17 protein-coding genes and 1 pseudogene are annotated in these 23,326 nt (G+C 76.5%); 11 read left to right on the forward strand and 7 right to left on the reverse strand.

Annotation, left to right across the window (positions count from 1 at the left end; genetic code table 11):
• Positions 1–45: 45 nt before the first annotated feature.
• Positions 46–3,072 (forward strand): AfsR/SARP family transcriptional regulator, encoded by a 3,027-nt coding sequence (locus tag ABT238_RS25730; protein ID WP_350793405.1) that lies wholly within the window; start codon positions 46–48, stop codon positions 3,070–3,072.
• A 230-nt stretch (positions 3,073–3,302) separates the two neighbouring features.
• Here ABT238_RS25730 and ABT238_RS25735 read toward each other — a convergent pair whose 3' ends face one another.
• Positions 3,303–5,444: a serine/threonine protein kinase gene (locus ABT238_RS25735; RefSeq protein ID WP_350568579.1), complete on the reverse strand. Its 2,142-nt coding sequence runs from the start codon at positions 5,442–5,444 to the stop codon at positions 3,303–3,305.
• Between the two features lie 250 nt (positions 5,445–5,694).
• Here ABT238_RS25735 and ABT238_RS25740 point away from each other — a divergent pair, with 250 nt between their 5' ends.
• The 4 genes from ABT238_RS25740 to ABT238_RS25755 all read left to right on the forward strand — a co-directional run bounded on the left by ABT238_RS25740 (position 5,695) and on the right by ABT238_RS25755 (position 13,130).
• Positions 5,695–6,807 (forward strand): basic secretory protein-like protein, encoded by a 1,113-nt coding sequence (locus ABT238_RS25740; RefSeq protein WP_350568577.1) that lies wholly within the window; start codon positions 5,695–5,697, stop codon positions 6,805–6,807.
• Positions 6,808–7,184: 377 nt separating this feature from the next.
• A complete protein-coding gene (imuA', locus tag ABT238_RS25745; protein WP_350793440.1) occupies positions 7,185–7,868 on the forward strand; it encodes a DnaE2-dependent mutagenesis accessory factor ImuA' in 684 nt (227 codons plus the stop codon).
• A gap of 1 nt (position 7,869) precedes the next feature.
• Positions 7,870–9,825 (forward strand): DNA polymerase Y family protein, encoded by a 1,956-nt coding sequence (locus ABT238_RS25750; protein WP_350793449.1) that lies wholly within the window; start codon positions 7,870–7,872, stop codon positions 9,823–9,825.
• Positions 9,826–9,884: 59 nt separating this feature from the next.
• Positions 9,885–13,130, forward strand: coding sequence for an error-prone DNA polymerase (locus tag ABT238_RS25755; RefSeq protein ID WP_350793466.1), 3,246 nt, complete (start codon positions 9,885–9,887; stop codon positions 13,128–13,130).
• A gap of 299 nt (positions 13,131–13,429) precedes the next feature.
• Here ABT238_RS25755 and ABT238_RS25760 read toward each other — a convergent pair whose 3' ends face one another.
• The gene (locus ABT238_RS25760) at positions 13,430–13,900 is read right to left on the reverse strand and encodes a hypothetical protein (protein ID WP_350793475.1); all 471 of its coding nucleotides are present in this window, start codon (positions 13,898–13,900) and stop codon (positions 13,430–13,432) included.
• 152 nt (positions 13,901–14,052) lie between these two features.
• Positions 14,053–14,883: a TIGR03084 family metal-binding protein gene (locus tag ABT238_RS25765; protein ID WP_350568570.1), complete on the reverse strand. Its 831-nt coding sequence runs from the start codon at positions 14,881–14,883 to the stop codon at positions 14,053–14,055.
• 231 nt (positions 14,884–15,114) lie between these two features.
• Here ABT238_RS25765 and ABT238_RS25770 point away from each other — a divergent pair, with 231 nt between their 5' ends.
• Positions 15,115–15,888 carry a LuxR C-terminal-related transcriptional regulator gene (locus ABT238_RS25770; RefSeq protein WP_350568569.1) on the forward strand — a complete coding sequence of 258 codons (774 nt, stop codon included), beginning with the start codon at positions 15,115–15,117 and terminating at the stop codon, positions 15,886–15,888.
• An 18-nt stretch (positions 15,889–15,906) separates the two neighbouring features.
• On the opposite strand, the gene ABT238_RS25775 is transcribed toward ABT238_RS25770, so the two are convergent.
• Positions 15,907–17,439, reverse strand: a complete 1,533-nt coding sequence (locus tag ABT238_RS25775; protein ID WP_350793493.1) for an AMP-binding protein — start codon at positions 17,437–17,439, stop codon at positions 15,907–15,909.
• Between the two features lie 233 nt (positions 17,440–17,672).
• Between ABT238_RS25775 and ABT238_RS25780 the strand changes: the two genes are divergently transcribed.
• The 3 genes and pseudogenes from ABT238_RS25780 to ABT238_RS25790 all read left to right on the forward strand — a co-directional run.
• Positions 17,673–18,131 (forward strand): group II truncated hemoglobin, encoded by a 459-nt coding sequence (locus ABT238_RS25780; protein WP_350568567.1) that lies wholly within the window; start codon positions 17,673–17,675, stop codon positions 18,129–18,131.
• A complete protein-coding gene (locus ABT238_RS25785; protein ID WP_350568566.1) occupies positions 18,128–18,664 on the forward strand; it encodes a GNAT family N-acetyltransferase in 537 nt (178 codons plus the stop codon). The genes ABT238_RS25780 and ABT238_RS25785 overlap by 4 nt, the downstream gene beginning before the upstream one ends.
• Before the next feature lie 39 nt (positions 18,665–18,703).
• A pseudogene (locus tag ABT238_RS25790) lies at positions 18,704–19,075 on the forward strand (VOC family protein); the annotation flags it as partial.
• A gap of 30 nt (positions 19,076–19,105) precedes the next feature.
• Here ABT238_RS25790 and ABT238_RS25795 read toward each other — a convergent pair.
• Entirely contained in the window at positions 19,106–19,696 is a 591-nt protein-coding gene (locus ABT238_RS25795; protein ID WP_350568562.1) for a maleylpyruvate isomerase N-terminal domain-containing protein, read from the reverse strand.
• Positions 19,697–19,835: 139 nt separating this feature from the next.
• Between ABT238_RS25795 and ABT238_RS25800 the strand changes: the two genes are divergently transcribed.
• Positions 19,836–20,495 carry an NAD(P)-dependent oxidoreductase gene (locus ABT238_RS25800; RefSeq protein ID WP_350568561.1) on the forward strand — a complete coding sequence of 220 codons (660 nt, stop codon included), beginning with the start codon at positions 19,836–19,838 and terminating at the stop codon, positions 20,493–20,495.
• 16 nt (positions 20,496–20,511) lie between these two features.
• On the opposite strand, the gene ABT238_RS25805 is transcribed toward ABT238_RS25800, so the two are convergent.
• Positions 20,512–21,294: a dioxygenase family protein gene (locus ABT238_RS25805; RefSeq protein WP_350568559.1), complete on the reverse strand. Its 783-nt coding sequence runs from the start codon at positions 21,292–21,294 to the stop codon at positions 20,512–20,514.
• 152 nt (positions 21,295–21,446) lie between these two features.
• On the opposite strand from ABT238_RS25805, the gene ABT238_RS25810 reads away from it, so the two are divergent.
• Positions 21,447–21,962: a MarR family winged helix-turn-helix transcriptional regulator gene (locus tag ABT238_RS25810; RefSeq protein WP_350568557.1), complete on the forward strand. Its 516-nt coding sequence runs from the start codon at positions 21,447–21,449 to the stop codon at positions 21,960–21,962.
• Between the two features lie 21 nt (positions 21,963–21,983).
• On the opposite strand, the gene ABT238_RS25815 is transcribed toward ABT238_RS25810, so the two are convergent.
• Positions 21,984–23,258, reverse strand: coding sequence for an RNA polymerase sigma factor (locus ABT238_RS25815; RefSeq protein ID WP_350793881.1), 1,275 nt, complete (start codon positions 23,256–23,258; stop codon positions 21,984–21,986).
• Between the last annotated feature and the right edge of the window lie 68 nt (positions 23,259–23,326).

Raw genomic sequence — 23,326 nt, forward strand, 5'->3', positions numbered from 1 at the left:
ATCATGCGGACGGGGGAGTCGTACGGCACGGGGGGAGTCGATCGAGTGGACCAGGGGACACGGCCGGGCGGACTGCGGTTCGAAGTGCTCGGGCCGGTGCGCGGCCTGAGCGACGGGGTGGAGCTGGCGCTCGGCTCGCCGCAGCAGCAGGGGCTGCTGCTCGCCCTGCTGTTCCGGGCGGGCCGGCAGGTTTCGGGCACCCAGCTGATCGACGACCTGTGGGGCGAGGACCCGCCGGCCAGCGCGCACGGCGTCATCCGTACGTACGTGCACCGGCTGCGCCGGGTCCTCGGGCCCGACGTGCTGACCTCGCTCGGCGGCGGGTACCTGCTCGTGGCCGACCCCGAGGCCCTGGACACCGCGCGCTGCGAGGCGCGGCTGGCCCGGGCGCGGACGCTGCGCGCCGAGGGGCGGCACGCCGAGGCGGCGGCCGTCCTGCGGGCGGCGCTGGCGCTCTGGCGGGGCGAGCCGATGTCCGGGGTGCCCGGTCCGTACGTGCAGCGCCAGCGCCGGGAGTGGGAGGAGCGCCGGCTCGCCGTCCTGGAGTCCTGTCTGGAGGCGGAGGTCGAGGGCGGCCGGTCGGCGGAGTCGGTCGCCGAACTGGCGGCCCTGGCCGAGGAGCACCCGCTGCGCGAGCGGCTCTCGGAGCTGCTGATGCTCGCGCTGTACCGCTCCGGACGGCAGGCGGACGCGCTGGAGGTGTACCGGGCGGCGGACCGCCGGCTGCGCACCGAGCTGGGCGTCGCCCCCGGCCCGGGGCTGCGCGACCTGCACGGGCGGATCCTGGCGGCGGACGCGTCGCTGGCGGCGCCCGCCGGGCCGCCGTCCGGGACGGAGCTCCCGGAGGAGGACCGGACCCCGGCCGGCGCCGGGCCCGCGGCCGGGCCGGATCCGGCCACGGCCCTGCGGCCCGACCAACTCCCGGCCGCCGTCGCCGACTTCACCGGCCGGGCGGCGGAGGTGGCGGCGGTGCGGGCCGCCCTGCGGGAGCCGGGCTGCGTGCCCGTGGCGGCGGTCGCGGGCATGGGCGGGGTCGGCAAGACCGCGCTCGCCCTGCACGTCGCGCACAGCCTCGCCGACGAGTTCCCGGACGGCCGGCTCTACCTCGACCTGCACGGCGCGGACGGCCGCCCGACCCGCCCCGAGGAGGCGCTGGCGGTCTTCCTGCGTTCCTTCGGCGTCCCCGTCGAGGCGATCCCGGCGGGCGCGGCCGAACGGGCCGCCCGCTACCGGTCGTTGCTCGCCGGGCGGCGGGTGCTCGTCCTGCTCGACAACGCGCGTGACGCCGAGCAGGTCCGCCCGCTGCTCCCCGGCGCCGCGGGCTGCGCCGTCCTGGTCACCAGTCGGACCAGGATCGGGGCGCTGCCCAACGCCCGCTTCACCGAACTGCCGGTGCTGCCCGCCGAGGAGGCGGTCACCCTGCTGACCCGGGTGGTGGGCGCCGAGCGGGTGGCGGCCGAGGCCGGTCCGGCCGGTGAACTCGTCCGGTTGTGCGGGCAGTTGCCGCTGGCGGTGCGGATCCTCGCGGCCCGCCTGGCCTGCCGCCCCGGCTGGAGCGTGACCCGGCTGGTGGAGCAACTGGGCGGCAGCCGCTACCGGTTGGACGCGCTGCGCAGCGGGGACCTCGCCGTCGACTCCTCGTTCCGCTTCGGCTTCGACCAGCTGGACGCCGAACAGGCGCGCGCCTTCCGGATGCTGGCCGTTCCCGAGGTGCCGGACCTGTCGGCGGCGGAGGCGGCGGCGGTCCTGGACCGGCCGGAGGCGTTCGCCGAGGAGCTGGCCGAGTCGCTGGTGGACTGCTCGATGCTGGAGGTCTCGGCGAGCCCCGACCGCTACCGCTACCACGATCTGCTGCGGGACTTCGCCCAGCGGGTCGACCGGTTCTGCCCGGGCGGCCCGAGCGATCAGGCGGAGGTCGACGGCGAGCGGGTGGCCGCGCTGGCCCGGCTGGTGGACCACCACCACGCGCGGGTGACGGCCGCGCTCCGGGCACCGACGGCCCGGAGCGCCTCCCCGGCCGTCGCGGACTACGTGGCCGTCGGGGCGCTGGTGCGCCAGTGCGCGCAGCTCCCGGGCCGGCCCCCGGGCGCGGCGCCCGGCCTCGGCCGGCTCGCCGAACTCCTGCTGGGCGTCTGCCTGTCGGCGGACTCCGGGCACGCCGTCCGGCCGCTCGGCCACGCCGCGAACGCCCTGCTGCGCGCCGCCCTGGAGGAGGGCGAGCGGACCGCGGAGGCCCGGGCCCGCCTGGTGCTCGGCCGGCTGCTGGCCGAGGTCGGCTCCGCCTCCTCGGCCCTCGCCGAGCTGCTCCGGGTCCGCGATCTGTGCACCGCGCACGGACTGCCGCAGCCGCTGCTGGCCCTCGCGCACGGCTCGCTCGCCGCCTGCTTCCTCCAGCTCGGCCGCGCGGACGAGGCGGTGGCCGGCTTCTCGGCCGCGGTGGCGGTCCGCCGGCAGCTCGGCGACCGGCGCGCGCTGGCCGTCGAACTGCTCGAACTGGCGGGGGCGTTCGCCCGCCAGGGCCGGTTCGGCGCGGCGAGCCGGGTGGTCGACCAGTCCCTGATGATCGGCCACGACCTGGCCGACCGCGAACTGGAGGCCCGCGCCCGGGACTCGCTCGGCTCGATCGCCCACGACCTCGGCCGGCCCGACCAGGCGGTCGCCCACCGCCGGGCCGCCCTCGCCCTGACCGACCCGGACGACCACCGGCGGACCGGCCGGATCCTGCTGCGGCTCGGCGAGTCGCTGCGCGCGGCCGGGCGCGTGCCGGAGGCGGTCGAGGCGGCCGAGCGGGCGGTCGACGTCCTGACCCTGGACGGCGACCACCGGGGCCGGGGCCTCGCCCTGGCCGCCCTCGGCGACGCCCTGGCGGACCCCCGCCCGGGCGACCCGGAGCGGCCCGGTGACCTGGAGCGCCCCGGTGACCTGGCCCGGGCCCGCGCCTGCTGGGCCGAGGCGCACGGCATCCTGGCCCCGATCGGCTCGCCGGAGGCCGAGCGCCTGCTGCCGCTGCTCGGCGAGGACCGCCCGGCCGGACCGCCCCGGCGGTCCTGGCCCTCCTGGCTCCCGGCCTGACCCCGGCTGCCGGTCCGTCTCGTGCTCCTGGCCCGCGTGGGCGACCGGCCCCGGCCGTCCGCGCGGGTGCGGGGCCTGTCTTCGCCCCCCCGCCCGCCGGGCGATGTGCCTCCGGCCCGGCGGGCGGGGGGTCCGCTCCGCGCGGCGTTGTCCTCGGTCGCGGACGGCCGGGGGAACTGCCCGGGCCGCCCTCCGGGCGGACGGCGGGGGTTCGACGGCGGGCCCCCGGGTCAGGCCGCCGCCGAGACCGTCCACACCTGGTCGGGGGAGCCCGTGCAGGCGCGGACCGTGGCGGGCGCGTCGGGCCCGGCGGCCGACAGGCAGCGCTGCGAATCCCGGGCGACGGTCACCAGATAGCCGCCGCGCGTCGGGGTGAACGACCAGATCTGGTTCGGGGTGCTGGGGATCGGCGGGTACAGCAGCCGGGTCTGCGAGCGGGTCCCCTCCAGGTCCAGGACCCGGCCGGACCGGCTGGCGGCGTTGGTGAGGGAGTACCCGCCGTCGGTGCGCGGGGTCAGCTGCCAGACGCCGCCCGGGCCGCCGTCGTCGGAGGTGAGGACCACCGGGTTGCCGTCGACGTCGAGAGAGGCCTGGTCGTACAGCACGGACCCGCCGTTGGACAGCCGGGCGAGGTGCGGCAGCGGGCCGCCCGGCTGGACCGGCGGCTTGACGGGTGGATCGGTCGGCACGGTCCCGGGCGGCGGGGGCGACGGGGAGGCGGTGTACGGCGGGGGAGTGGTGTACGCCGGCGGGGGCGTGGTGTACCCCGGGGCGGGCGTGTAGGCGGGGGAGGTGGTCCGCGGCGGGGTGGCCGTGTAGGCCGGGGCGCTCGGCGGCGCGGCCGTGTACCCGGGGCTGCCCGGGGCGGACGGCTGCCCGGGTGCGGAGGAGGGGGCGTTCGGCGCGCCGCCCGCGGTCCCGGAGCCGGCCGCCCCGCCCGGTGTCCCCGGCGTGCCAGGGAGGTTCGCGGAGGCGTTCGGCGCGACACCGTTCCCGCCCACCGCCGCGCCGGCCGTTCCGCCCGGGACTCCGCCCGCCGTCCCGCCCGGAGCCGCGCCGCCCGTGACGCCCGCCTCGGGGAGCGGCGCGCCCGGGACGGCCGGCCCGGTCGGTGAGGGTTCCCCGGACGGGGCCGGCGCACCGGGGGAGGGGGACGGCGCGCCCTGGTCGGGAAGCAGGCCGACGGGCGCCGACAGCGGGAGGCCCGACGGGGCGGAGGCCGCCGCCGCGTCGCCCGCCCGGAGCTCGGCCGGCCCCGCGGCCCGGTGCAGGACGACGGCCGTCGTGGCGGTGACGGCGCAGCAGAGCGCGGCGGCGCCGGTCACGAGCAGGGTCCGGCGCCGGCTGCCGAACAGCGCCGCCCGCCACCGGGCCGCGCGCGAGGGCGTCGCGGCGGCGGCCTCGGTCGCGACCGCCGGGCGGACCGCCGACCCGGTGGCCCGGAGCGCCGCCAGCGCGCCGGTCGACCGGACCACCGCCGCCCAGGACGGCCCGGCCGCCGGGCCCTCGGCCGGTGCGCCGGCGAGGGCCGCCAGGACGGCCGTGGTCATGGCGGCGGCGTCCGGCCAGCGCAGGGCCGGGTCCTTCGCCAGCGCCCGTTCGATCAGGGCCCGGACCGGGGCCGGGACGTCGTCCGGCAGCGGGGGCACCGGATCGGTCAGGTGCTTGAGGATCAGCTCCAGGGCGGTCTCGCCCTCGAACGGCAGCCGCCCGGTCAGGCACTCGTAGAGCACCACCCCGAGCGCGTACAGGTCCGCCGAGGCGGTGACCGTGCCGGTGGAGGCCTGTTCGGGTGCCTGGTAGGCGGCGGTGCCGAGCACCATCCCGGGCACGGTGAGCCGGGGGTCGCAGCCCGGGCGGGCGATGCCGAAGTCGGTGATGACCACGTGGCCGTCACGCACCATCAGGTTGGCCGGCTTGATGTCCCGGTGGACGATGCCGGCCTCGTGCGCCGCCTGGAGCCCGGCCAGCACCTCCAGCGCCAGGCCGAGGGCCTGCGGGACGGTCAGCGGTCCGCGCCGTTCCATCACGGCGCTCAGCGGCTCGCCGTCGATCAGCTCCATCACCAGGTAGGCGACCGGGCGGGCGGCGGGTTCCGGCGGCGCGCCCCAGGAGGGGACGTTCTCGGCGGTGCGGCCGGGGCCGAAGTCGTACACGCCGACGATGCCCGGGTGCTGCACCCGGGCCATCACCCGGGCCTCGTCGTGGAACCGTTCCGCGAAGCCGGGCTCGTCCAGCAGGGCGGGTTTGAGGACCTTGACGGCCACCCGGCGGTCGAGCACCTGGTCCCTGGCGAGCCAGACATCGCCCATCGAACCGCCGCCGAGCCAGTCGTCCAGCCGGTAGCGGTCACCGAGCGTGGTGCCACGCATGATTCTCCTCGACCTCGTTTCGTCGCCGCGACCGCCGCCGGGGCCGGGCCGGCCCTCGGTCGCACCGGCGAATCCTGCCGGGTGGAAATAAACGCCGACTTGGCGTGGGCACCGAAACCCCCGGGTCGGGCCGTCCGGCCCTCCTGTCAACGCGTCCGTGGACGGTCCGTCGACTCGCTGTGTGCGGCGGAGCGGTGACATGGCGACAGGTCGACTCCACCGGGGAGCCGGCCGGAAGGGGGAACCCGAGATGATCAACCGTCGTACGGCCGCCGCCGCGGTCCTGGTCGCCGCGACCGCGGTGTCAGGGACGGCCCTGGGGGCCGGGACCGCGAGCGCGACCGACCTGCCGCTGCCGGTCAGCGGCGCCGAGTACCGCCTCTCCAGCAAGGCGGGCGGAGCCCTGCAGTGGGACAGCCGCACCACCGGGTCCAACGTGGTGGTCCGCGACTGGAACGAGACGTCCGCCCAGCAAGTCTGGACGATCAAGGACGAGGGCGCCGGCACCTGGTCGGTCAAGGTGCCCGGCACCAACAACGCGATCGACCGCGACATGGGCCGGAACACCGTCGGCGCCTGGAACTACGTGGGCGCGGACAACCAGCGGTGGAGCCTGCACAACACCTCGCTGGGCGACGGCAGGGGGTGGCTGCTGCGCAACGTCTCGGACCCGAGCCTCTGCCTCACCCGCGGCGCGGACCTGAACGCGAAGGTGGCCGCCTGCGACGCCGGCGACCCGGCGCAGAACTGGAACCTCGACCGGAACACCGGCACCACCCCGCCGAACCCCGGTCGCCCGGTCATCGACCTGGACTACTCGCAGGCCCCGGACCTCGGCCCGTGGCTGGAGCAGCAGAAGCAGACCGTCGCGAACTACTACCCGACGATCTCGAACCTGGTCACCAAGGGTGCGTGGACCGCCGCCCCCCGGTTCCGGATCGTCCTCGACCCGCAGATCGTCAACTACCCCGCCGAGGCGCGGTCCGGCGCCGTGCCCGAGATCCACGTCAACATCAACTACACCCGGAACAACCGGGGCGACACCGGCTTCCTGCTGCACGAGGCCGCGCACGTGGCGTTCTTCGGCCACCCGTACCGCCCGGGATGGCTGGAGGAGGGGCTGGCGGACTGGGTGCGCTACTACAACTTCCAGCCCGGCACCGTCCACCCGCTCGCCCCGGGGGACCGGTACAACAGCGGCTACAGCGCCACCGCGCGGTTCATCGACTACGTCATGAGGGCCTACCAGCGGCCCGACCTGCCGTACCTGCTGAACACCAGGGACTACGACAACACCGGCCAGATCTGGGTCCAGCTCACCGGCAAGACCGCCGACCAGCTCTGGAACGAGATGCCCAAGTAGGCCACGTACGGCCGGGCCGACACCCCGAGGACGGCCGCCCCACCGGCGGCGGCCGTCCTGCGCGCCCCCGGGCCCCGGCCGTCCGCCCCCCGTCGCCGTCTGCCGGGCTCCGCCCCGTCCGCGGTTCGGCCCCCGACTGCCCGCCCGCCCGCCGCCCGGCCCCGCCGCCCACCGCCCGTCGGACTCCCCCCCCGTCGGTGACCCACCCCTCCCCCCCCCCGCCGACCGTCCGCAGGACGGGGCGGGAACGGAGGGTGACGGGTGGGGCGGGCGATTCGGACTTGAATCTTTGCGAACGAATGTTCGATCCTGGGGGTGTGCCCGTTTTCGAATCTGTTTTCGAATCCACCGTCGAGCGGAAGCCCGCGCTCCGACCGGTGGCGTCGACCGCTGCCCCCGGCCGGGGGCTGCTGCCGGTGGTGCCCGCCCTGAGCGGGCTGCTGCCGGAGGGCGGGCTGCGGCGGGGCACGGCGGTGTCGGTCGCGGGCGGGGACGCCGGGCTGCTGCTGGCGCTGGCCGCCGGGGTGCGGGAGACCGACGGCGGCTGGGCCGCGGCGGTCGGGCTGCCGGACCTCGGGCTGGCCGCGGCCGCCGGGTACGGGCTCGACCTGCGGCGGCTGCTGGTGGCCGACGACCCCGGCCCGCACTGGGCCGAGGTGGTGTCCGTGCTGGCCGGCGCCGTCGAACTGATCATGCTGCGCCCGGACGGCCCGGTCCCGCCGAACCTGGCCGCCCGCCTGGCCGCCGTGCTGCGCCGCAGCGGCTGCGTGCTGCTGGTGGCCGGGCCCTGGCCGGGGGCCGGACTGCGGCTGGGCGTGCGCTCCGGGCGCTGGTTCGGGCTGGGGGACGGGCACGGCCGGCTCACCGGACGGCAGGTGGAGGTGGTGGCCGAGGGGCGCGGATCGGCGGGGCGCGGGCGGACGGCCCGGCTCTGGCTGCCGGACGCGCAGGGCGCGGTGCGGACCGTGGAGGAGACGGTCGGCGCCGGGATCGTGGACGAGGTGGGGGAGGACGCGGTGTCGGGGGCCGGAGCGGGCCTCGACCGTATGGCGGTGGTGTGAGATGACCGGCGGAGAGATGGCCGGGTCCACCGGGGCGGGTGGTGCGGTCACCCCCCGGGTGCTGGTGGTGTGGTGTCCGGACTGGCCGGTGGTGGCCGCCAAACGTCCGGGGGAGGACCGGGACGTCCCGGTGGCGGTGGTCGAGGGCGGCCGGGTGCTGGCCTGCTCGGCGGAGGCCCGGGCGGCCGGGGTGCGGCAGGGGCAGCGGCTCAAGCTGGCCCAGCGGCTCTGCCCGGCGCTGGAGCTGCGCGAGCGCGACCCGGAGGCGGAGGCCCGGCGGTTCGAGCCGGTGGTCGCGGCGGTGGAGGCGTTCACCCCCCGGGTGGAGGTGCTGCGCCCGGGGCTGTGCGCGATCCCGGTGAAGGGGCCGGCCCGCTACTTCGGCGGGGAGGAGGCCCTGGCGGCGAAGGTCCAGGGGGCGGTCACGGCCGCCCTCGCGGCGTCGACGACGGCCGCCGCGGGTGAACAGGACACGGCCGCGGACACCGCCGGTCCCCAGGCGCACCCGGCGGACGCGGAGCCGTCCGGGAGCCCCGGCGCCGTCGGCGCCGGGAACGACGGCGGCCTCGCCGAGGTCGTCCCGCTGCACCCCGCCGACGCCGAGCGGCCGCCCGCGTCCCGGCGGCCGGTCGCCGGGACGGACGAGCTGTTCGCCGCCGCGCCCGCAGCCCGGGACGGCGCCCGGGGCGGCTTCGCCCGCCCGCCCGCCTACCCGCCGGCCCCCGCCCCGGGGGGCGCGACCCCCGGCGCCGGGACCCCCGCCGAGGCGGCGCCGCCGCTCGGCCGGGTCGGCGTGGCCGACGGCCTGTTCGCCGCCGTGCTCGCCGCCCGGGCCGGCGTGCTGGTCCCCGCCGGGCGGACGGCGGAGTTCCTCGCGCCCTACCCGGTGGCCGCGCTCGGCGACGCCGAGCTGGCCGAACTGCTGGAGCGGCTGGGCCTGCCCACGGTCGGGGCGTTCGCCGCGCTGCCCGCCGAATCGGTGGCCGACCGCTTCGGCCCGGCCGGCACGGTGGCGCACCGGCTGGCCCGCGGGCTGCAGCCGCGCCCGCTGGTGCCGCGCGCCGAGGGCCCGGACCTCTCCGTCGAGCAGCGCTTCGACCCGCCCGAGCCGCTCGCCGAACCGCTGGTGTTCGTCGCCCGTACCCTGGCCGAGCGGCTGCACCAGCGGCTCGCCGGGGCGGGGTTGACCTGCCAGCGGGTCGCCGTCGAGGTGGTGTGCGCCGACGGCCGGACGGTCGCGCGGCTCTGGCGCCACGAGGGCCGGCTCTCCGCGACGGCGCTCGCCGAGCGCGTCCGCTGGCAGCTCCAGGCCTGGCAGAGCACCGGCACGTTCGACCGCGCCGACGGCCCCCACGCCCCCGACGGCCCCCACGCCCCCGAACCGGGCGGGTTCACCGCGCTGCGGCTCGTCCCCGACGACCTCACCCCCGACCAGGGCCGCCAACTCGCCCTCTGGGGGCAGGCGGTGGCGGACGACCGGGTGGAGCGCGCGGTGGCCCGGGTACAGGCGGTGCTCGGGCACGCCGGGCTGCGCCGGATCGAGCAGGCCGGCGGCCGGGGGCCGGACGACCAGGCGGTCCGGGTGCCCTGGGGCGAGCCGTACGACCCGGCGGCGCCCGCCGACGCGCCCTGGCCCGGGCGGCTGGGCGGCCCGCGGGACGTCTGGCCGGCCGTGGTGCACCGCGTCCCGGTGCCGGCGGCGGTGCTGGACGCGGCCGGGCGGCCGGTGACGGTGGACGGCCGGGCGGGGGTGTCGGCCCGCCCGGCCACCGTGGCGGTGCGCGGGCGGGAACTGGCGGTGGACGGCTGGACCGGCCCCTGGCCGGCGGTCGAGTACTGGTGGGACCAGGCGCGCGCCCGCCGCCGGGCCCGGTTCCAGGTGACGGTGGCGGACGGGCGGGCGCTGCTGCTCACGGTGGAGGGGGGTGCCTGGTTCGTGGAGGCCGGGTACGACTGACGGCCGACACGCCGAGGGGGCCCGAGAAGACGAGCGAGAGACCGAAGGCACCACCCCCGATGGGATTCACCAGCCATCCCCTCCTCCCCTGGAGCGAACTGCACCGGCGCCTGACCGGCGACGGCGGCGGCGACGTCGTCCCGCTGCGCCCGCACGCCGGCGACACCCCGGACGGGCCCGCCGAGCGGCCCGCCGGGAGGCCGCCCGCCGGACCGGCCTGGGCCGAACTGCACGTCCACTCCGCCTTCAGCTTCCTCGACGGCGCCAGCGACCCCGAGGCGCTGGTCGCCGAGGCCGCCCGGCTGGGCGTCGAGGCCCTCGCGCTCACCGACCACGACGGCCTCTACGGCGCGGTCCGCCTCGCCGGGGCGGCCCGCGGAACGGGCGTGTCCACCGTCTTCGGTGCGGAACTGACACTTCGCCAGGAGAAGGGCGGCGTCGAGCACCTGCTCGTGCTGGCCCGCGACCCGGAGGGCTACCGCCGCCTCTCCGCCGTCATCGGCGCGGCCCAACTCGCCGGCGGGGCCAAGGGGAACCCGATCTACGACGTCGAGGCCCTCGCCGAAGCGCACGGCGGCCACTGGGCGGTCCTCACCGGCTGCCGCCTCGGCCGCGTCCCCGCCGCGCTGGCCGCCGCCGGCGGCGGACCGGCCGAACCCGAGGTCCAACTGCGCACCCTCACCGAGGCGTTCGGGCGCGAGAACGTCCACGTCGAGCTGATCGACCAGTGGCTCCCCGGCGACGACCAGCGCAACGACGTGCTCGCGGCCCTCGCCGGCCGGCTGCGCCTGACCACCGTCGCCTCCACCAACGCCCACCACGCGAGCCCCGCCGAGGGCCGTCTCGCCCAGAGCCTGGCCGCCCTGCACGAGCGCCGCACCCTCCCCGAGGCGGTGGGCTGGACGCAGGCCGCCGGCACCGCCCACCTGCGCTCCGGCCGGGAGATGGCGGCCCGGCTGGCCCGCTTCCCGGGCGTGCGCGAGGCCACCGTGGACCTCGCCCGGGCCTGCGCCTTCGACTTCGCCACCCTGGACCCGGAGCTGCCCGGCTATCCCGTCCCGCCCGGCCACACCGAGATCAGCCACCTGCGCGCCCTGGTCGCCGAGGGCGGCCCGGCCCGGTTCGGGCCCGGCAACGGCCCGGCCCGCCGCCAGCTCGCCCGCGAGCTGGACGTCATCGAACGACTCGACCTGGCCGGCTACTTCCTGATCGTCCACGACATCGTCGACTTCTGCCGCCGGGAGTCCATCTGGTGCCAGGGGCGCGGTTCGGCGGCCAACTCCGCGGTCTGCTACGCGCTCGGGATCACCGCCGTCGACCCGGTGCACTACAAGCTGCTCTTCGAACGCTTCCTCTCCACCGCCCGGGACGGGCCGCCGGACATCGACCTGGACATCGAGAACCGCCGCCGCGAGGAGGTCATCCAGTACGTCTACCGCCGGTACGGGCGCGAGCACGCCGCCCAGGTCGCCAATGTGATCACCTACCGGCCCCGGCTGGCCCTGCGCGACGCCGCCCGGGTGCTCGGCTACCCGCAGGGGCAGGTGGACGCGTTCAGCCGGCAGGCCGACTTCCGCTCACCGCCCGGCGCGGACGCCGTCATCCCCGCCGACGTGCTCGCGCTCGCCGGGCAGCTCCACGGCCTGCCGCGCCACCTGGGCATCCACTCGGGCGGCATGGTGCTCACCCGGGAGCCGATCGCCGAGATCTGCCCGACCGAGTGGGCGCGGATGCCGGGGCGCTCCGTACTGCAGTGGGACAAGGAATCGGTGGCCGGCGCCGGGCTGGTCAAGATCGACCTGCTCGGCCTCGGCATGCTCGCCGCGCTGCACGACACCTGCGACCTGGTCGCCCGGCACCACGGCGAGCACTACGACCTGGCGACCATCCCGGACGACGACGCGGGCGTGTACACGATGCTGCGGCGGGCCGACACCGTCGGCGTCTTCCAGGTCGAGTCGCGCGCCCAGATGGCCACCCTGCCCCGGCTCAAGCCGGACCACTTCTACGACCTGGTGGTGGAGGTCGCGCTGATCCGGCCCGGCCCGATCCAGGGCGGCTCCGTCCACCCCTACCTGCGCCGCCGCGCCGGGCTGGAGCCGGCCGGCTGCCCGCACCCGCTGATGGAGAACGCGCTCGGCAAGACCCTCGGAGTGCCGCTGTTCCAGGAGCAGATGATGCAACTCGCCATCGACTGCGCCGGGTTCACCCCCGCCGAGGCGGACCGGCTGCGCCAGGCGATGGGCGCCAAGCGCTCGCACGAGCGGGTCGCCCGGCTGCGCGAGCGGCTGCTCGGCGGCATGACCGAGCGCGGCATCCCGGAGGAGGTGGCGCAGGACGTCTACACCAAGATCGAGGCCTTCTCCAACTACGGCTTCCCGGAGAGCCACGCGATCAGCTTCGCCTATCTGGTGTACGCCAGTGCCTGGCTCAAGTACCACTACCCGGCGGCCTTCACCTGCGCCCTGCTGGCCAACCAGCCGATGGGCTTCTACTCGCCGCTCAGCCTGATCTCGGACGCCCGGCGGCACGGCGTGCGGGTACGCGGGGTGGACGTCAACGCCAGCGGGCCCGGGCCCACCCTGGAGCCGTACCGGGGGCCGACGCCGAAACCGCCGCTCACCGCCGGGAAGCCGCAGCCCGCGATCCGGCTCGGGCTGGACACCGTGCGCGGCATCGGCACCGCGCAGGCCGGGGCGATCGCGGCCGGGCAGCCGTACGCGGACCTGGAGGACTTCGCCCGCCGCACCGGGCTGCCCGCGCCGGCCCTGGAGGCGCTGGCCGCGGCGGGCGCGTTCGGCTGCTTCGGGCTCGGCCGGCGGCAGGCGCTCTGGGCGGCGGGCGCCTTCGCGGGCGTCACGGCGGACCTCATCCCGGGCACGACGCCCGGCACCGAGGCGCCGGACCTGCCCGCGATGACCCCGATCGAGGAGACCATCGCCGACCTCTGGGCCACCGGGACGTCCGCGACCAGCCACCCGCTCCAGCACCTGCGCGCCCACCTGGAGCGCGGCGGCGCGCTCTCGGCCGCCGAACTCCCGGACGTGCCGGCCGGCACGGCGGTGGTGGTCGGCGGCCTGGTCACCCACCGGCAGCGGCCGCCGACGGCGGGCGGGGTGCTCTTCCTCAGCCTGGAGGACGAGACCGGGCTGATCAACGTGATCTGCGGCCGGCCGGTCTGGGAGTCCCAGCGCCGCACCGCCCTGGACCGGGCCGGGCTCCTGGTGCACGGGCACGTCGAACGGGACCGGGGTGCCACCAACCTGGTCGCCACCCGGCTCACCCCGCTGCGGATCGGGCTGTGACGGCACCGCGGCGGCGGCGTCCTGGCCGGGTTCGACACCGAGCGGATCCACCGGGAGCCCGAACACCTGCCGGGCGGCGACGAGGACGCGGCGGAGGAGGCCGAGTGGCTTCTCGGCGAACTCCTCCCGGCCTGGGCGGCGGGCGCCCTGGAGCGGGGCCGCGGGCTGCTGCTCCTGCGGGACGGCGGGAAGTAGGCGGCAAGCGGCGGGATTCAGTGCTGTGCGACCGGCGCGGCGCAGTCGTGGGGGGATGCCTGCGCCGCGCCGGGGTCCGTGGTGACCGGCCGCCCGAGGGCCGGTCAGAAGGCGGGCCGGTCGTTCAGCTCGACGATCCGCAGGTCGCTCAGGCGCACCGTGTACCAGACGTCCTGGCTGCCGCCGCCGTCCCAGAGCTCGGTGAGCCGTACCGAGGCGAAGCCGTACTCGGCCTTCACCTGCTGGACCGACCAGTCCACCGGGACGTTCTGGGCCCGGAACACCGGATCGGCGTCGTGCTGCTGCGCCCAGGCGTCCAGGCGGACGTTGAGGTGCGGGGAGAGGTAGCGCTCGCGGACGGCGCGCGGGGTCTCGCCGGTCTCGCCGAGCACCGCCCCCCGGTACGCCTCGAAGAAGGTGAACACCTGGTGCGCGGCCGGCGTCCCCGCCCGGACCTGCGCCGGCGCGGCGGCCGCGGCCGGGGCGGCGGGCAGCGCGAACGCGGCCTGGGCGGGGGCGGCCATGAGGCCACCGGCGGCGAGCAGGGCGGCGGCCCCGGCGAGGACGGTGCGCATCGAGGGCACTCGCGCCGGGTTCGTTCGCGCCGGGCTCGTTCGCGTCAGCTTCATTCGCGTCATGCCCGAAGTCCATCATTCGCCGACGAACTCTGTATATCGCCGAAACGTGTGGTTTACCGCGCGACCTGGCCTATTTGACGATTCATCGGCTAAAGCGACGACCCCGCCTCCCGGCCCGCTCCGGGCGGTCCGGCGAAGGCCTGGGCGATCGGCAGCCAGGCCGTCGCGACCTCGCCGGCGGCGTTCAGCGCGAGGTCGTCCCGGTGCCGGCGCCGGGTGACCAGCAGGCAGAAGTCCAGCGCCGGGCCGGTCACCCGGTCCGCCGCGTCCGCCGGCCCCCAGGCCCACGATCCGCCGTCCGGCGCGGTCAGTTCCACCCGCACCGGGGCCTGCGGGGCGGGCAGTCCGTGCACCGTGAACGCGAACCCCATGGTCCGCACCCCCAGGTGTGCGACGTGCCGCAGGCGCGCCGTCGGCTCCCGGCGGACGCCGAGCGCGTCCGCCACGTCCTGCCCGTGCGCCCAGGTCTCCATCAGCCGCGCGGTGGCCATCGACGCGGCCTTCATCGGCGGGCCCAGCCAGGGCAGCCTGGCATCGGCCGGCACCGCCGCGAGCGCGGCCGCGAGCCGCTCCCGGCCGGAGCGCCAGCGGGCCAGCAGCGCGGCCGGCGGCTCGCCCGCCCCGCGCGCCGCGCCCTCCTCCACCGGGTCCGCCCCGGCCGCCACCAGTTCGCCGAACACCCGGCCGGACTCCGCGACGAAGGCCTCCGGATCGCGTGCGGCCAGCTCCGACCAGTCGTCCGTCCACGCCAGGTGGGCGATCTGGTGCGCCACCGTCCACCCCGGCGCGGGCGTGTCCAGCGCCCAGTCGTCCGGCTCCAGTCCGGCGACCAGCCCGTCCAGCACCCCGCTCTCGGCCCGCAGATCGGCGAGCAGCCCGGCCAGCACGGGCGAAGCCCCGGGAACGTTCGGATCCGCCATGGATCTCCCCTTCGCAAGCATCGGAACACCTTGGAAACCACGGAAACACCGGAAGGCGGCGGCGGGACCCTGGGGTGACCCGCCCGGGGTGACCCGCCGGTAACCTCGCGCCCGCACCCTACGCCGCCGGGCCCGCGCCCACCCGGAACTCCGCGCAACTCCACACGACACGCACGCCGAACCCGTTCGCGACCCCTCCCCACCGCCGGGAGGGCGTGTGACAATCGCGCGATGACGACCGCCCCGACCGCGCCGAAGAGCAGCGCCGAGGCCCCGGACGACCTCGCCGCCCGGGCCGCCGAGCTGGTCCGGGACGCCGTGCTCGGTGATCTCGCCCGCCGGGTGGTCGCCGACTGCGGTGCCGACGTCGGCCTGGTCGGCGTGCCCGAGCCGGGCGTGACCGGGGCCGGCGGCGAGGGCATGGTGCTGCGGCACTGGGCCGGCACCCGGGCGGAGCTGCTGCACGACCTCCCGGTGCCGGCCGGCACCGGCCTCGGCGGCCGGGCGCTCGCCGAACGGGAGCCCACCTGGGTGCCCGACTACCGCGCCGCCACCACCATCTCGCACCACTACGACGCCGCCGTCACCGCCGAGGACCTCTACGCGATGCTCACCGTGCCGCTGCTGCACGGCGGCACCGTGCACGGCGTGGTGTACGCCTCGCTGCGCGCCGTGGTCCCGTTCGGGGACGTCCGGATCGCCGCCGTGGCCAGGCTCGCCCAGGCCGCCACCCGGGCGCTCGCCGGGGCCCAGGCCTGGCGCGAGACCCCGCCGGCGGAGACGGCCCCGGCCGCCGGCGCGGTGCGAAGACCTCCGCTGACCCGGCGCGAGCACGAGGTGCTCCGCTGGGCGGCGACCGGCCGGACCAACCCGGAGATCGCCGCCCAGCTCGGCCTCACCTGCAACACGGTGACCGGCTACCTGAAGAGCGCCATGCACAAGCTCGGCGTCCGCAACCGCACCGAACTCGCCCTCGCCGCACGGGAGTCCGGACTGCTCGACTGAACCCCCGGGCGGGCCGGGTCAGTTGACCTTCCGCTCCCGGCCCGACCAGTAGGGCTCGCGGAGCCGGAACTTCTGCAGCTTCCCGGTGGTCGTCCGCGGCAGCGCGTCCCGGAACTCCACCGAGGTGGGCGACTTGTAGCCGGCCAGCCGCTGCTTGCAGTGCGCGATGAGGTCCGCCTCGGTGACTTCCGCGCCCGGCTTCGCCACCACCAGCGCCTTGACCGTTTCGCCCCACTTGGCGTCCGGCACGCCGATCACCGCGACCTCGGCCACCGCCGGGTGGTCGTAGAGGCAGTCCTCCACCTCGATCGAGGAGACGTTCTCCCCGCCGCTGATGATGACGTCCTTCTTCCGGTCCGAGATGGTCAGGTAGCCGTCCTCCAGCACGCCGCCGTCGCCGGTGTGGAACCAGCCGTCCCGCAGCGCCTCCGCGGTGGCCTCCGGCTGCTGCCAGTAGCCGTCCAGCACGACGTTGGAGCGGACCAGCACCTCGCCCTGCTCGTCGACCCGCACCTGGTTGCCGATCGCCGGCGCGCCCGCCTGCACCAGCTTCTCCGCCCGCCGCTCGGCGGGCAGTTCGTCCCACTCGGCGCGGGTGCGGTTGACCGTCACCACCGGGGAGGTCTCGGTCAGGCCGTAGATCTGCATGAACTCCCAGCCGAGTTCGGACTCCACCCGCTGCACCACCGAGGTCGGCGGCGGCGCGCCGGCCACCACCATCCGCACCCGGTCCCGGCCGGGAACGGGGCCGTCCCACTCGGCGGCCGCGTCCAGCACCATCTGCACCACCGCCGGGGCGCCGCACAGGAAGGTCACCCCGTGCCGCTCGACCCGGCGCAGGATCTCGGCGCCGTCCACCTTCCGCAGCACCACGTGCCGGGCGCCCAGTCCGGTGAGCGAGAACGGCAGCCCCCAGCCGTTGGCGTGGAACATCGGCAGGGTGTGCAGGTAGACGTCGCGGTCGCCCGCCCCGAAGTGCAGGGCCATCAGCGTCGCGTTCAGCCAGATGTTGCGGTGGGTGAGCTGAACGCCCTTGGGGCGGGCGGTGGTTCCGCTGGTGTAGTTGATGGTCGCGGTATCGTTCTCGTCGATCGCGTACCGGCGCGGAGCGTTCCCGAAGTCGTACAGCAGTGCGTCGCTGTCCGCCCCGATGACGAACTTGTGCTTGGCGACCACCCCGGCCAGCGGCTCGGCCAGCTCCGGGTCGACCAGCAGCACGGAGGCGCCGCTCTGCTCGACGATGTACGACACCTCCTCCGCCTTGAGGCGGAAGTTCACCGGCACCAGCACCCGGCCGTGCCCGCTCACGCCGAACAGCGAGGTCAGCAGCCGGGCCGAGTTGTGCGACACGACCGCCACCCGTTCGCCGGGGCCGACCCCCAGCCGGTCCAGCCCGGCCGCCTGCGCCCGCGCCAGCTGCGCGATCCGACGGTACGTCAGATCGGTCCAGGGTTCGGCCGGTTGGACCGGCTCGTCGACGATGCCGACCCGGTCGCCGTAGACCAGCTCGGCCCGGTCGAGGAAGTCCATCACGGAGAGTGGAATCTGCATGGGCCCCACTGTCCTCCGCCCGCCGCCCCCTGCACACCCCCGATCGGGGGTGTCACCCGGACGGGGCCCTCGGGCCGGCCGGGCGCCCGGCCGGCGTCCGACGGCCGCCACCCGGGGCCGCCGCCCCACCGCCTCGTCCGCGCGCGCCGTCGTCCCGTTCACCTCCGCGAGCCCGCGACCCTGCCGCCAGTGATAGGAAGAGCACAGGACATCCGCGCACGGGGGAGACACCGATGACCGACCACCGCTCCGGCAGCCTGTACGAGGCGATCGGAGGCCTCGACGCCCTGCGGCGGCTGAGCGACACGTTCTACCGGGGCGTGCTCGCCGATCCGCTGCTCGCGCCGGTCTTCGCCCGATTCACGCCCGCCCACGTCGAGCACGTCGCCGTCTGGCTGGCCGAGGTGTTCGACGGACCGGACCGCTTCACCGCCGAACTCGGCGGCCACCAGGCCCTGCTCCGCGCCCACCTCGGCCTCGCCATCACCGAGGAGCAGCGCCTGCGCTGGATGGAGCTGATGGCCGAGGCGGTGCGCGCGGAGCTGCCCGGGGACGAGCTGCTGCGCCGCCGCGTCCTGGAGTACTTCGACTGGGGCACCAGGATCGCCGAGGACGTCTCCGCCTCCCCGGCCGGCACCGACCTCGGAGAACCGGGACCCACCCCGCGCTGGGGCTGGGAGGGTCTGCGGTGACGGCCGTGCTCGCCGCCGCCGCGCCGCGCGCCGAGGGGCTGCTGCTGCGCCCCTTCCTCCCGCGGGACGCGCCCGCCCTGCTGGAGATCCACCGCGACCCGACGCTGCGCCGCTTCATCCGCAACCAGGTGAACGAGCCCGCCGACGCCGCCCGCTGGCTGGAGGACCAGGAGCGGGGCCGGGCGGAGGGCAGCCGGTACGCCTTCGCCGTCCTGGAGGAGGGCGCGCTGGTCGGCAACGTCGTGCTCAAGCGCGGCGCCCCGGGCAGCGCCGGCTCCGAGGTGGGCTACTGGACGGCCGCCGCCGCGCGCGGCCGGGGCGTGGCCCCGCGGGCGCTGGCGGCGCTCACCGCCTGGGCGGGGGAGACCTTCGCCGCCGACGGGCTGGTCCGCCTCGACCTCTTCCACGAGGGGGACAACCAGGCCTCCTGCCGGGTGGCCGAGAAGGCCGGATACCCCTTCGAGGCCCTCGTCCCGGCCGCCCCGCCGCGCTACCCGGGCGACGGCCACTGGCACAGCCGGCCGGTCCGATAACGACTGGACCGGCGGGACGATCGAGGTCAGAGTGACCCCATGGCTTCTCTGGTACGACATGTGACGATCGACTGCGCCGACCCCTACACCCTGGCCCGGTTCTGGGCGCAGGTGCTGGACGCCACCCTGTCCGAGGACGACAACCCCGGTGACCCGGAGGCGCTGGTCGAGTCGGCGGGCGCCGCGCTGCTCTTCATCCGGGTGCCCGACGGCAAGAGCGTCAAGAACCGCGTCCACCTGGACGTCCAGCCGCAGGACCGCACCCGGGACGAGGAGGTGGAGCGCCTCCTCGCCCTGGGGGCGACGCTCTTCGAGGACCACCGCACCCCGGACGGCAAGGGCTGGGCGACCCTCACCGACATCGAGGGCAACGAGTTCTGCGTCGAGCGCAGCGCCGCCGAGCGGATCGCCACCGAGACCGCGACCGCCTGACGCCGGGGCTCACCCGACGGCCGCCCGCCAGCTCCACGAGGTCCGGCGCGGGCGGCCGTCGAGCTCTGCGCGCCCGGTGCACCAGAGCAGTACGTCCGCCGGGTCGCCGCCGGGCGCGTCGGGGAAGAGCCGGGCCAGCGCGGCCGAGGCGAGCCGCTCCGGCAGCCGCCACTCCAGGCCGAGCCCGAGGGTGATGTCGTGGGTGTGCACCAGGGTCTCGGTGACGCCCATCGCCGCGAAGCCGGCCGGGTCGCACGGCCCGTAGTGGTAGGCCCGCAGCTCGGGCGGCGCCGCGTCCAGGGCGGTGGCCAGCAGCTGGGCGCAGGCCGTCACGACGGTGAGCACCTCGGCCGGTCCGGCCTCCGGGCGCACGGTCAGGTCCAGCGGCAGATAGCGGTCCCCGGGCCGGGCGGCGAGCTGGCCGGCGTAGGCGAGCAGATCGTGCGCGATGTGCGCGGCGGTCTCCCGGCAGCTCCACTCCAGCGGCCCGGCGGGCGCCTCCCAGCGGGCGCCGCCCTCCTCGGCCGCGGGCCCCACGGCGGCCGTCAGCTCGCCCAGCGCGGCCCGGACGTCATCACCGTTCAACGGACGATCAGTCATCGGCCCACCGTCTCATCCGCCTCCGCGTGTCCGCCAGGGTGCGGGCCGCCCCGGGTGCTACTGCTGGCTCCGGATCCCCGCCGGCCCCACCCCACCGGCCCCCACCTCACCGGCCCTCCGGAGAACAGGCAGGTACCCCATGGCCAGGATCGCCGTGTTCGGCGCCAACGGCACCATCGGCAGCGCCGTCGTCGCGGAGGCCGCCGCGCGCGGTCACCGGGTGACGGCGGTCGTCCGCACCCCGTCCCGCTTCGACGCCGCGCGCCATCCGGGGGAGGTGTCCGTCGAGGCCGGGGACGTGCTGGACCCGGCGGACGTGGCCCGGGTCGCGGCCGGCCGGGACGCCCTGGTGAGCGCGGTCGGCGGCGGTGACGGCCCGGGCCATCTGGCGCTGATCGAACCGGCGGCCCGGTCGCTGGTCGAGGGGCTGCGCCGGCTCGGCGGCGAGGCGCCGCGGCTGGTCGCGGTCGGCGGCGCGGGCAGCCTGGAGACCGCGCCCGGCATCCGGGTCTGGGACACCCCGGGCCTGCCGGAGGCGGTGCTGCAGATCATGCACGCCCACGGCGACGCCCTGGAGTACTACCGGACGGTCGCCGACGTGCGCTGGACGGTGCTCAGCCCGGCCGCCCACATCGGCCCGGGCGAGCGCACCGGCCGCTACCGCACCGCGCTGGAGCAGCTGCTCACCGACGCCGAGGGCGAGAGCCGGATCTCGGTGCCCGACTACGCCGCGGCGCTGGTCGACGAGATCGAGCAGCCCGAGCACATCGGCGAGCGCTTCACCTGCTGCGCGCTCTGAACGGAGCGCGCGGCCGTCAGCCGACCTGGATCGAGCGCTTCGCGAGGCCCATCCAGAACCCGTCGATCACCGTGCGCTGGCTGCCCAGCTCGCCCTCCGCCGCGCCGAGCGTGACGAACAGCGGAGCGAAGTGCTCGGTGCGCGGGTGGGCGAGCCGGCCGGCCGGGGCCTTCCGCTCGAAGTCGAGCAGCGCGTCGAGGTCCTGGGCCGCCAGGGCGCGCCGGCCCCAGTCGTCGAACTCGGCCATCACCGAGGTGACCCGGCCGTCGCGGCTGAGTGCCCGCAGGTTGTGGGTGAAGAAGCCGCTGCCGACGATCAGCACGCCCTCGTCGCGCAGCGGGGCGAGCCGGCGGCCGATCTCCAGCAGCCGCTGCGGGTCCAGGGTCGGCATGGAGACCTGGAGGACCGGGATGTCCGCCTCCGGGAACATCTCCACCAGCGGGACGTACGCGCCGTGGTCGAGGCCGCGGTCGGGGATGTCCTGGACGGGCGTGCCGGGGGCGCGCAGCAGCTTGCGCACGCGCTCGGCGAGCTGCGGTGCGCCGGGGGCGGCGTACTGGACGCCGTAGTAGTGCTCGGGGAAGCCCCAGAAGTCGTAGACCAGCGGCACGGTGGTGACGGCGCCGAGCGCGAGCGGGGCCTCCTCCCAGTGCGCGGAGACCATCAGGATGGCCTTGGGGCGGGGCAGGTCGGCGGACCAGGCGGCCAGCTCACCGGGCCAGACGGGGTCGTCGGCGAGCGGCGGCGCGCCGTGCGACAGGTAGAGGGCGGGCATGCGCTCGGGTGCGGTGGTGCTCATGGCGGCTCTTCTCCTCTGGCCCTCGGTTCGGCCTGTCCTGGGCCCCGGCTTGTGGCGGCGGCGGGCCTACGGGACGGTAGTTCAAATTTGAACACCGACACTTAGACCGTACACCTTCGTTCGAATTTGAACAATAGGAGTACGATCACCCCATGCCCTCCACCTCGTCCGCACCCTCGGCGCCCCCCTCCGCCGCCTCCTCGCGCGAGCCCCGCTGGCTCGACGAGGAGGAGATGGCCGCCTGGCGGAGTTTCGTCACCGCGAGCAACCTCCTCAACCGCCGCCTGGAACGCCAGCTCAAGGAGGAATCGGGCCTCTCCCACACCCAGTACGAGATCCTCGTCCACCTCTCCGCCGCCCCGGCCGGCTCGCTGCGCATGACCGAGCTGGCGGACAGACTGGTCACCTCCAAGAGCGGGCTGACCTACCAGGTCACCCAGCTGGAGAAGATGGGCCTGGTCGGCCGCCGCTCCTGCCCCAGCGACGTGCGCGGCGTCTTCGCCGAGCTCACCGAGCAGGGCGACGAGATGCTGCGCGAGGCGGCCCCCGGCCACGTCGCGCTGGTCCGCGAGCTGCTCATCGACGTGCTCACCCGGGAGCAGCTGGCCGTGCTCGCCGACGGCCTCGGCCAGGTCAGCGCCCGGCTGCGCCTCGACGACGCGCTCTGAGTCCCCGACCCCCGACGACCCTCACACCCCTCGACCCTCCACCCCTCGACCCTCGTCCGCCCGGGCTGCTGCCGCCTCGGCCGCCTCCGCCGCCTTGGCGAGCAGCAGCTCCCGCTCCCGGACGTTGCGGGTGAGCCCCGCCGCCCGCTCGAACTCCGCCCGCGCCTCGGCGCCCCGCCCCAGCCGCGCCAGCAGGTCGCCCCGGACGCCGGGCAGCAGGTGGTAACCGCGCAGCGCCGGCTCGGCCGCCAGCGCGTCCACCACCTCCAGCGCCACCTCCGGCCCCTCCGCCATCGACAGCGCCACGGCCCGGTTCAGCTCCACCACGGGGGAGGGCGTCAGCGCCATCAGCCGGCCGTAGAGCGCCGCGATGGTGGCCCAGTCGGTGTCCTCGTAACGCGCGGCCCGCGCGTGGCAGGCGGCGATCGCGGCCTGGACGGCGTACGGCCCGGCACCCGCCCGCGGCAGGGCGGCGAACCCGCGCCGGATCAGCAGCCGGTCCCAGCGGGCGCGGTTCTGCTCGGCGAGCAGGACCGGCTCGCCGCCCGGCCCGGTGCGCGCGGCCGTCCGGGAGGCCTGGAACTCCAGCAGCGCCGCCAGCCCGTGCGCCTCCGGTTCTTCGGGCATCAGCGCGGCCAGCACCCGGGCCAGGCGCAGCGCGTCCTCGCAGAGCGCGGGCCGCAGCAGGTCGTCGCCGGCGGTCGCCGCGTACCCCTCGTTGAAGATCAGGTAGATGACCTCCAGCACGGAGGAGAGCCGCTCCGCCCGCTCCCGCCCGTACGGGACCTCGAACGGTATCCCGGCCCGCGCCAGCGTCCGCTTGGCGCGCACGATCCGCTGGGCCACCGCCGGCTCGGTGGAGAGGGTGGCCCGGGCGATCTCCGCCGTGGTCAGCCCGCCGAGCAGCCGCAGCGTGAGCGCGATCCTGGCCCGCGCCGACAGCACCGGGTGGCAGACGGTGAAGATCAGCCGCAGCAGGTCGTCGTCGATGTCGTCCGGCCCGGAGGGCTCCGGCGGCGGGACGTCCTCCAGCGTCCGCCCGACCTCGGCGAGCTTGCGGGCGTACGTCTCGCGGCGGCGGACCAGGTCGATCGCGCGGTGCTTGGCGGTGGCCATGAGCCAGGCGCCCGGACGGTCCGGGACGCCCGACTCGGGCCACCGCTCCAGGGCGGCGACCAGCGCGTCCTGCGCCAGCTCCTCGGCGATGCCGACGTCACGCACGATGCGGGCGACGCCCGCGATGATCCGGGCGGACTCGATCCGGAAGACGGTCTCGACCGTCCTGGCCGTCTCCACCCTGCCGGCCGTCTCCGCCGCCCCCGCGCTGCGCTCCGTCACGATCACCCATCAGAGCAGCCGCCACC

It is taken from the genome of Kitasatospora sp. NPDC001527, from assembly GCF_040298605.1.
GTDB lineage: Bacteria > Actinomycetota > Actinomycetes > Streptomycetales > Streptomycetaceae > Kitasatospora.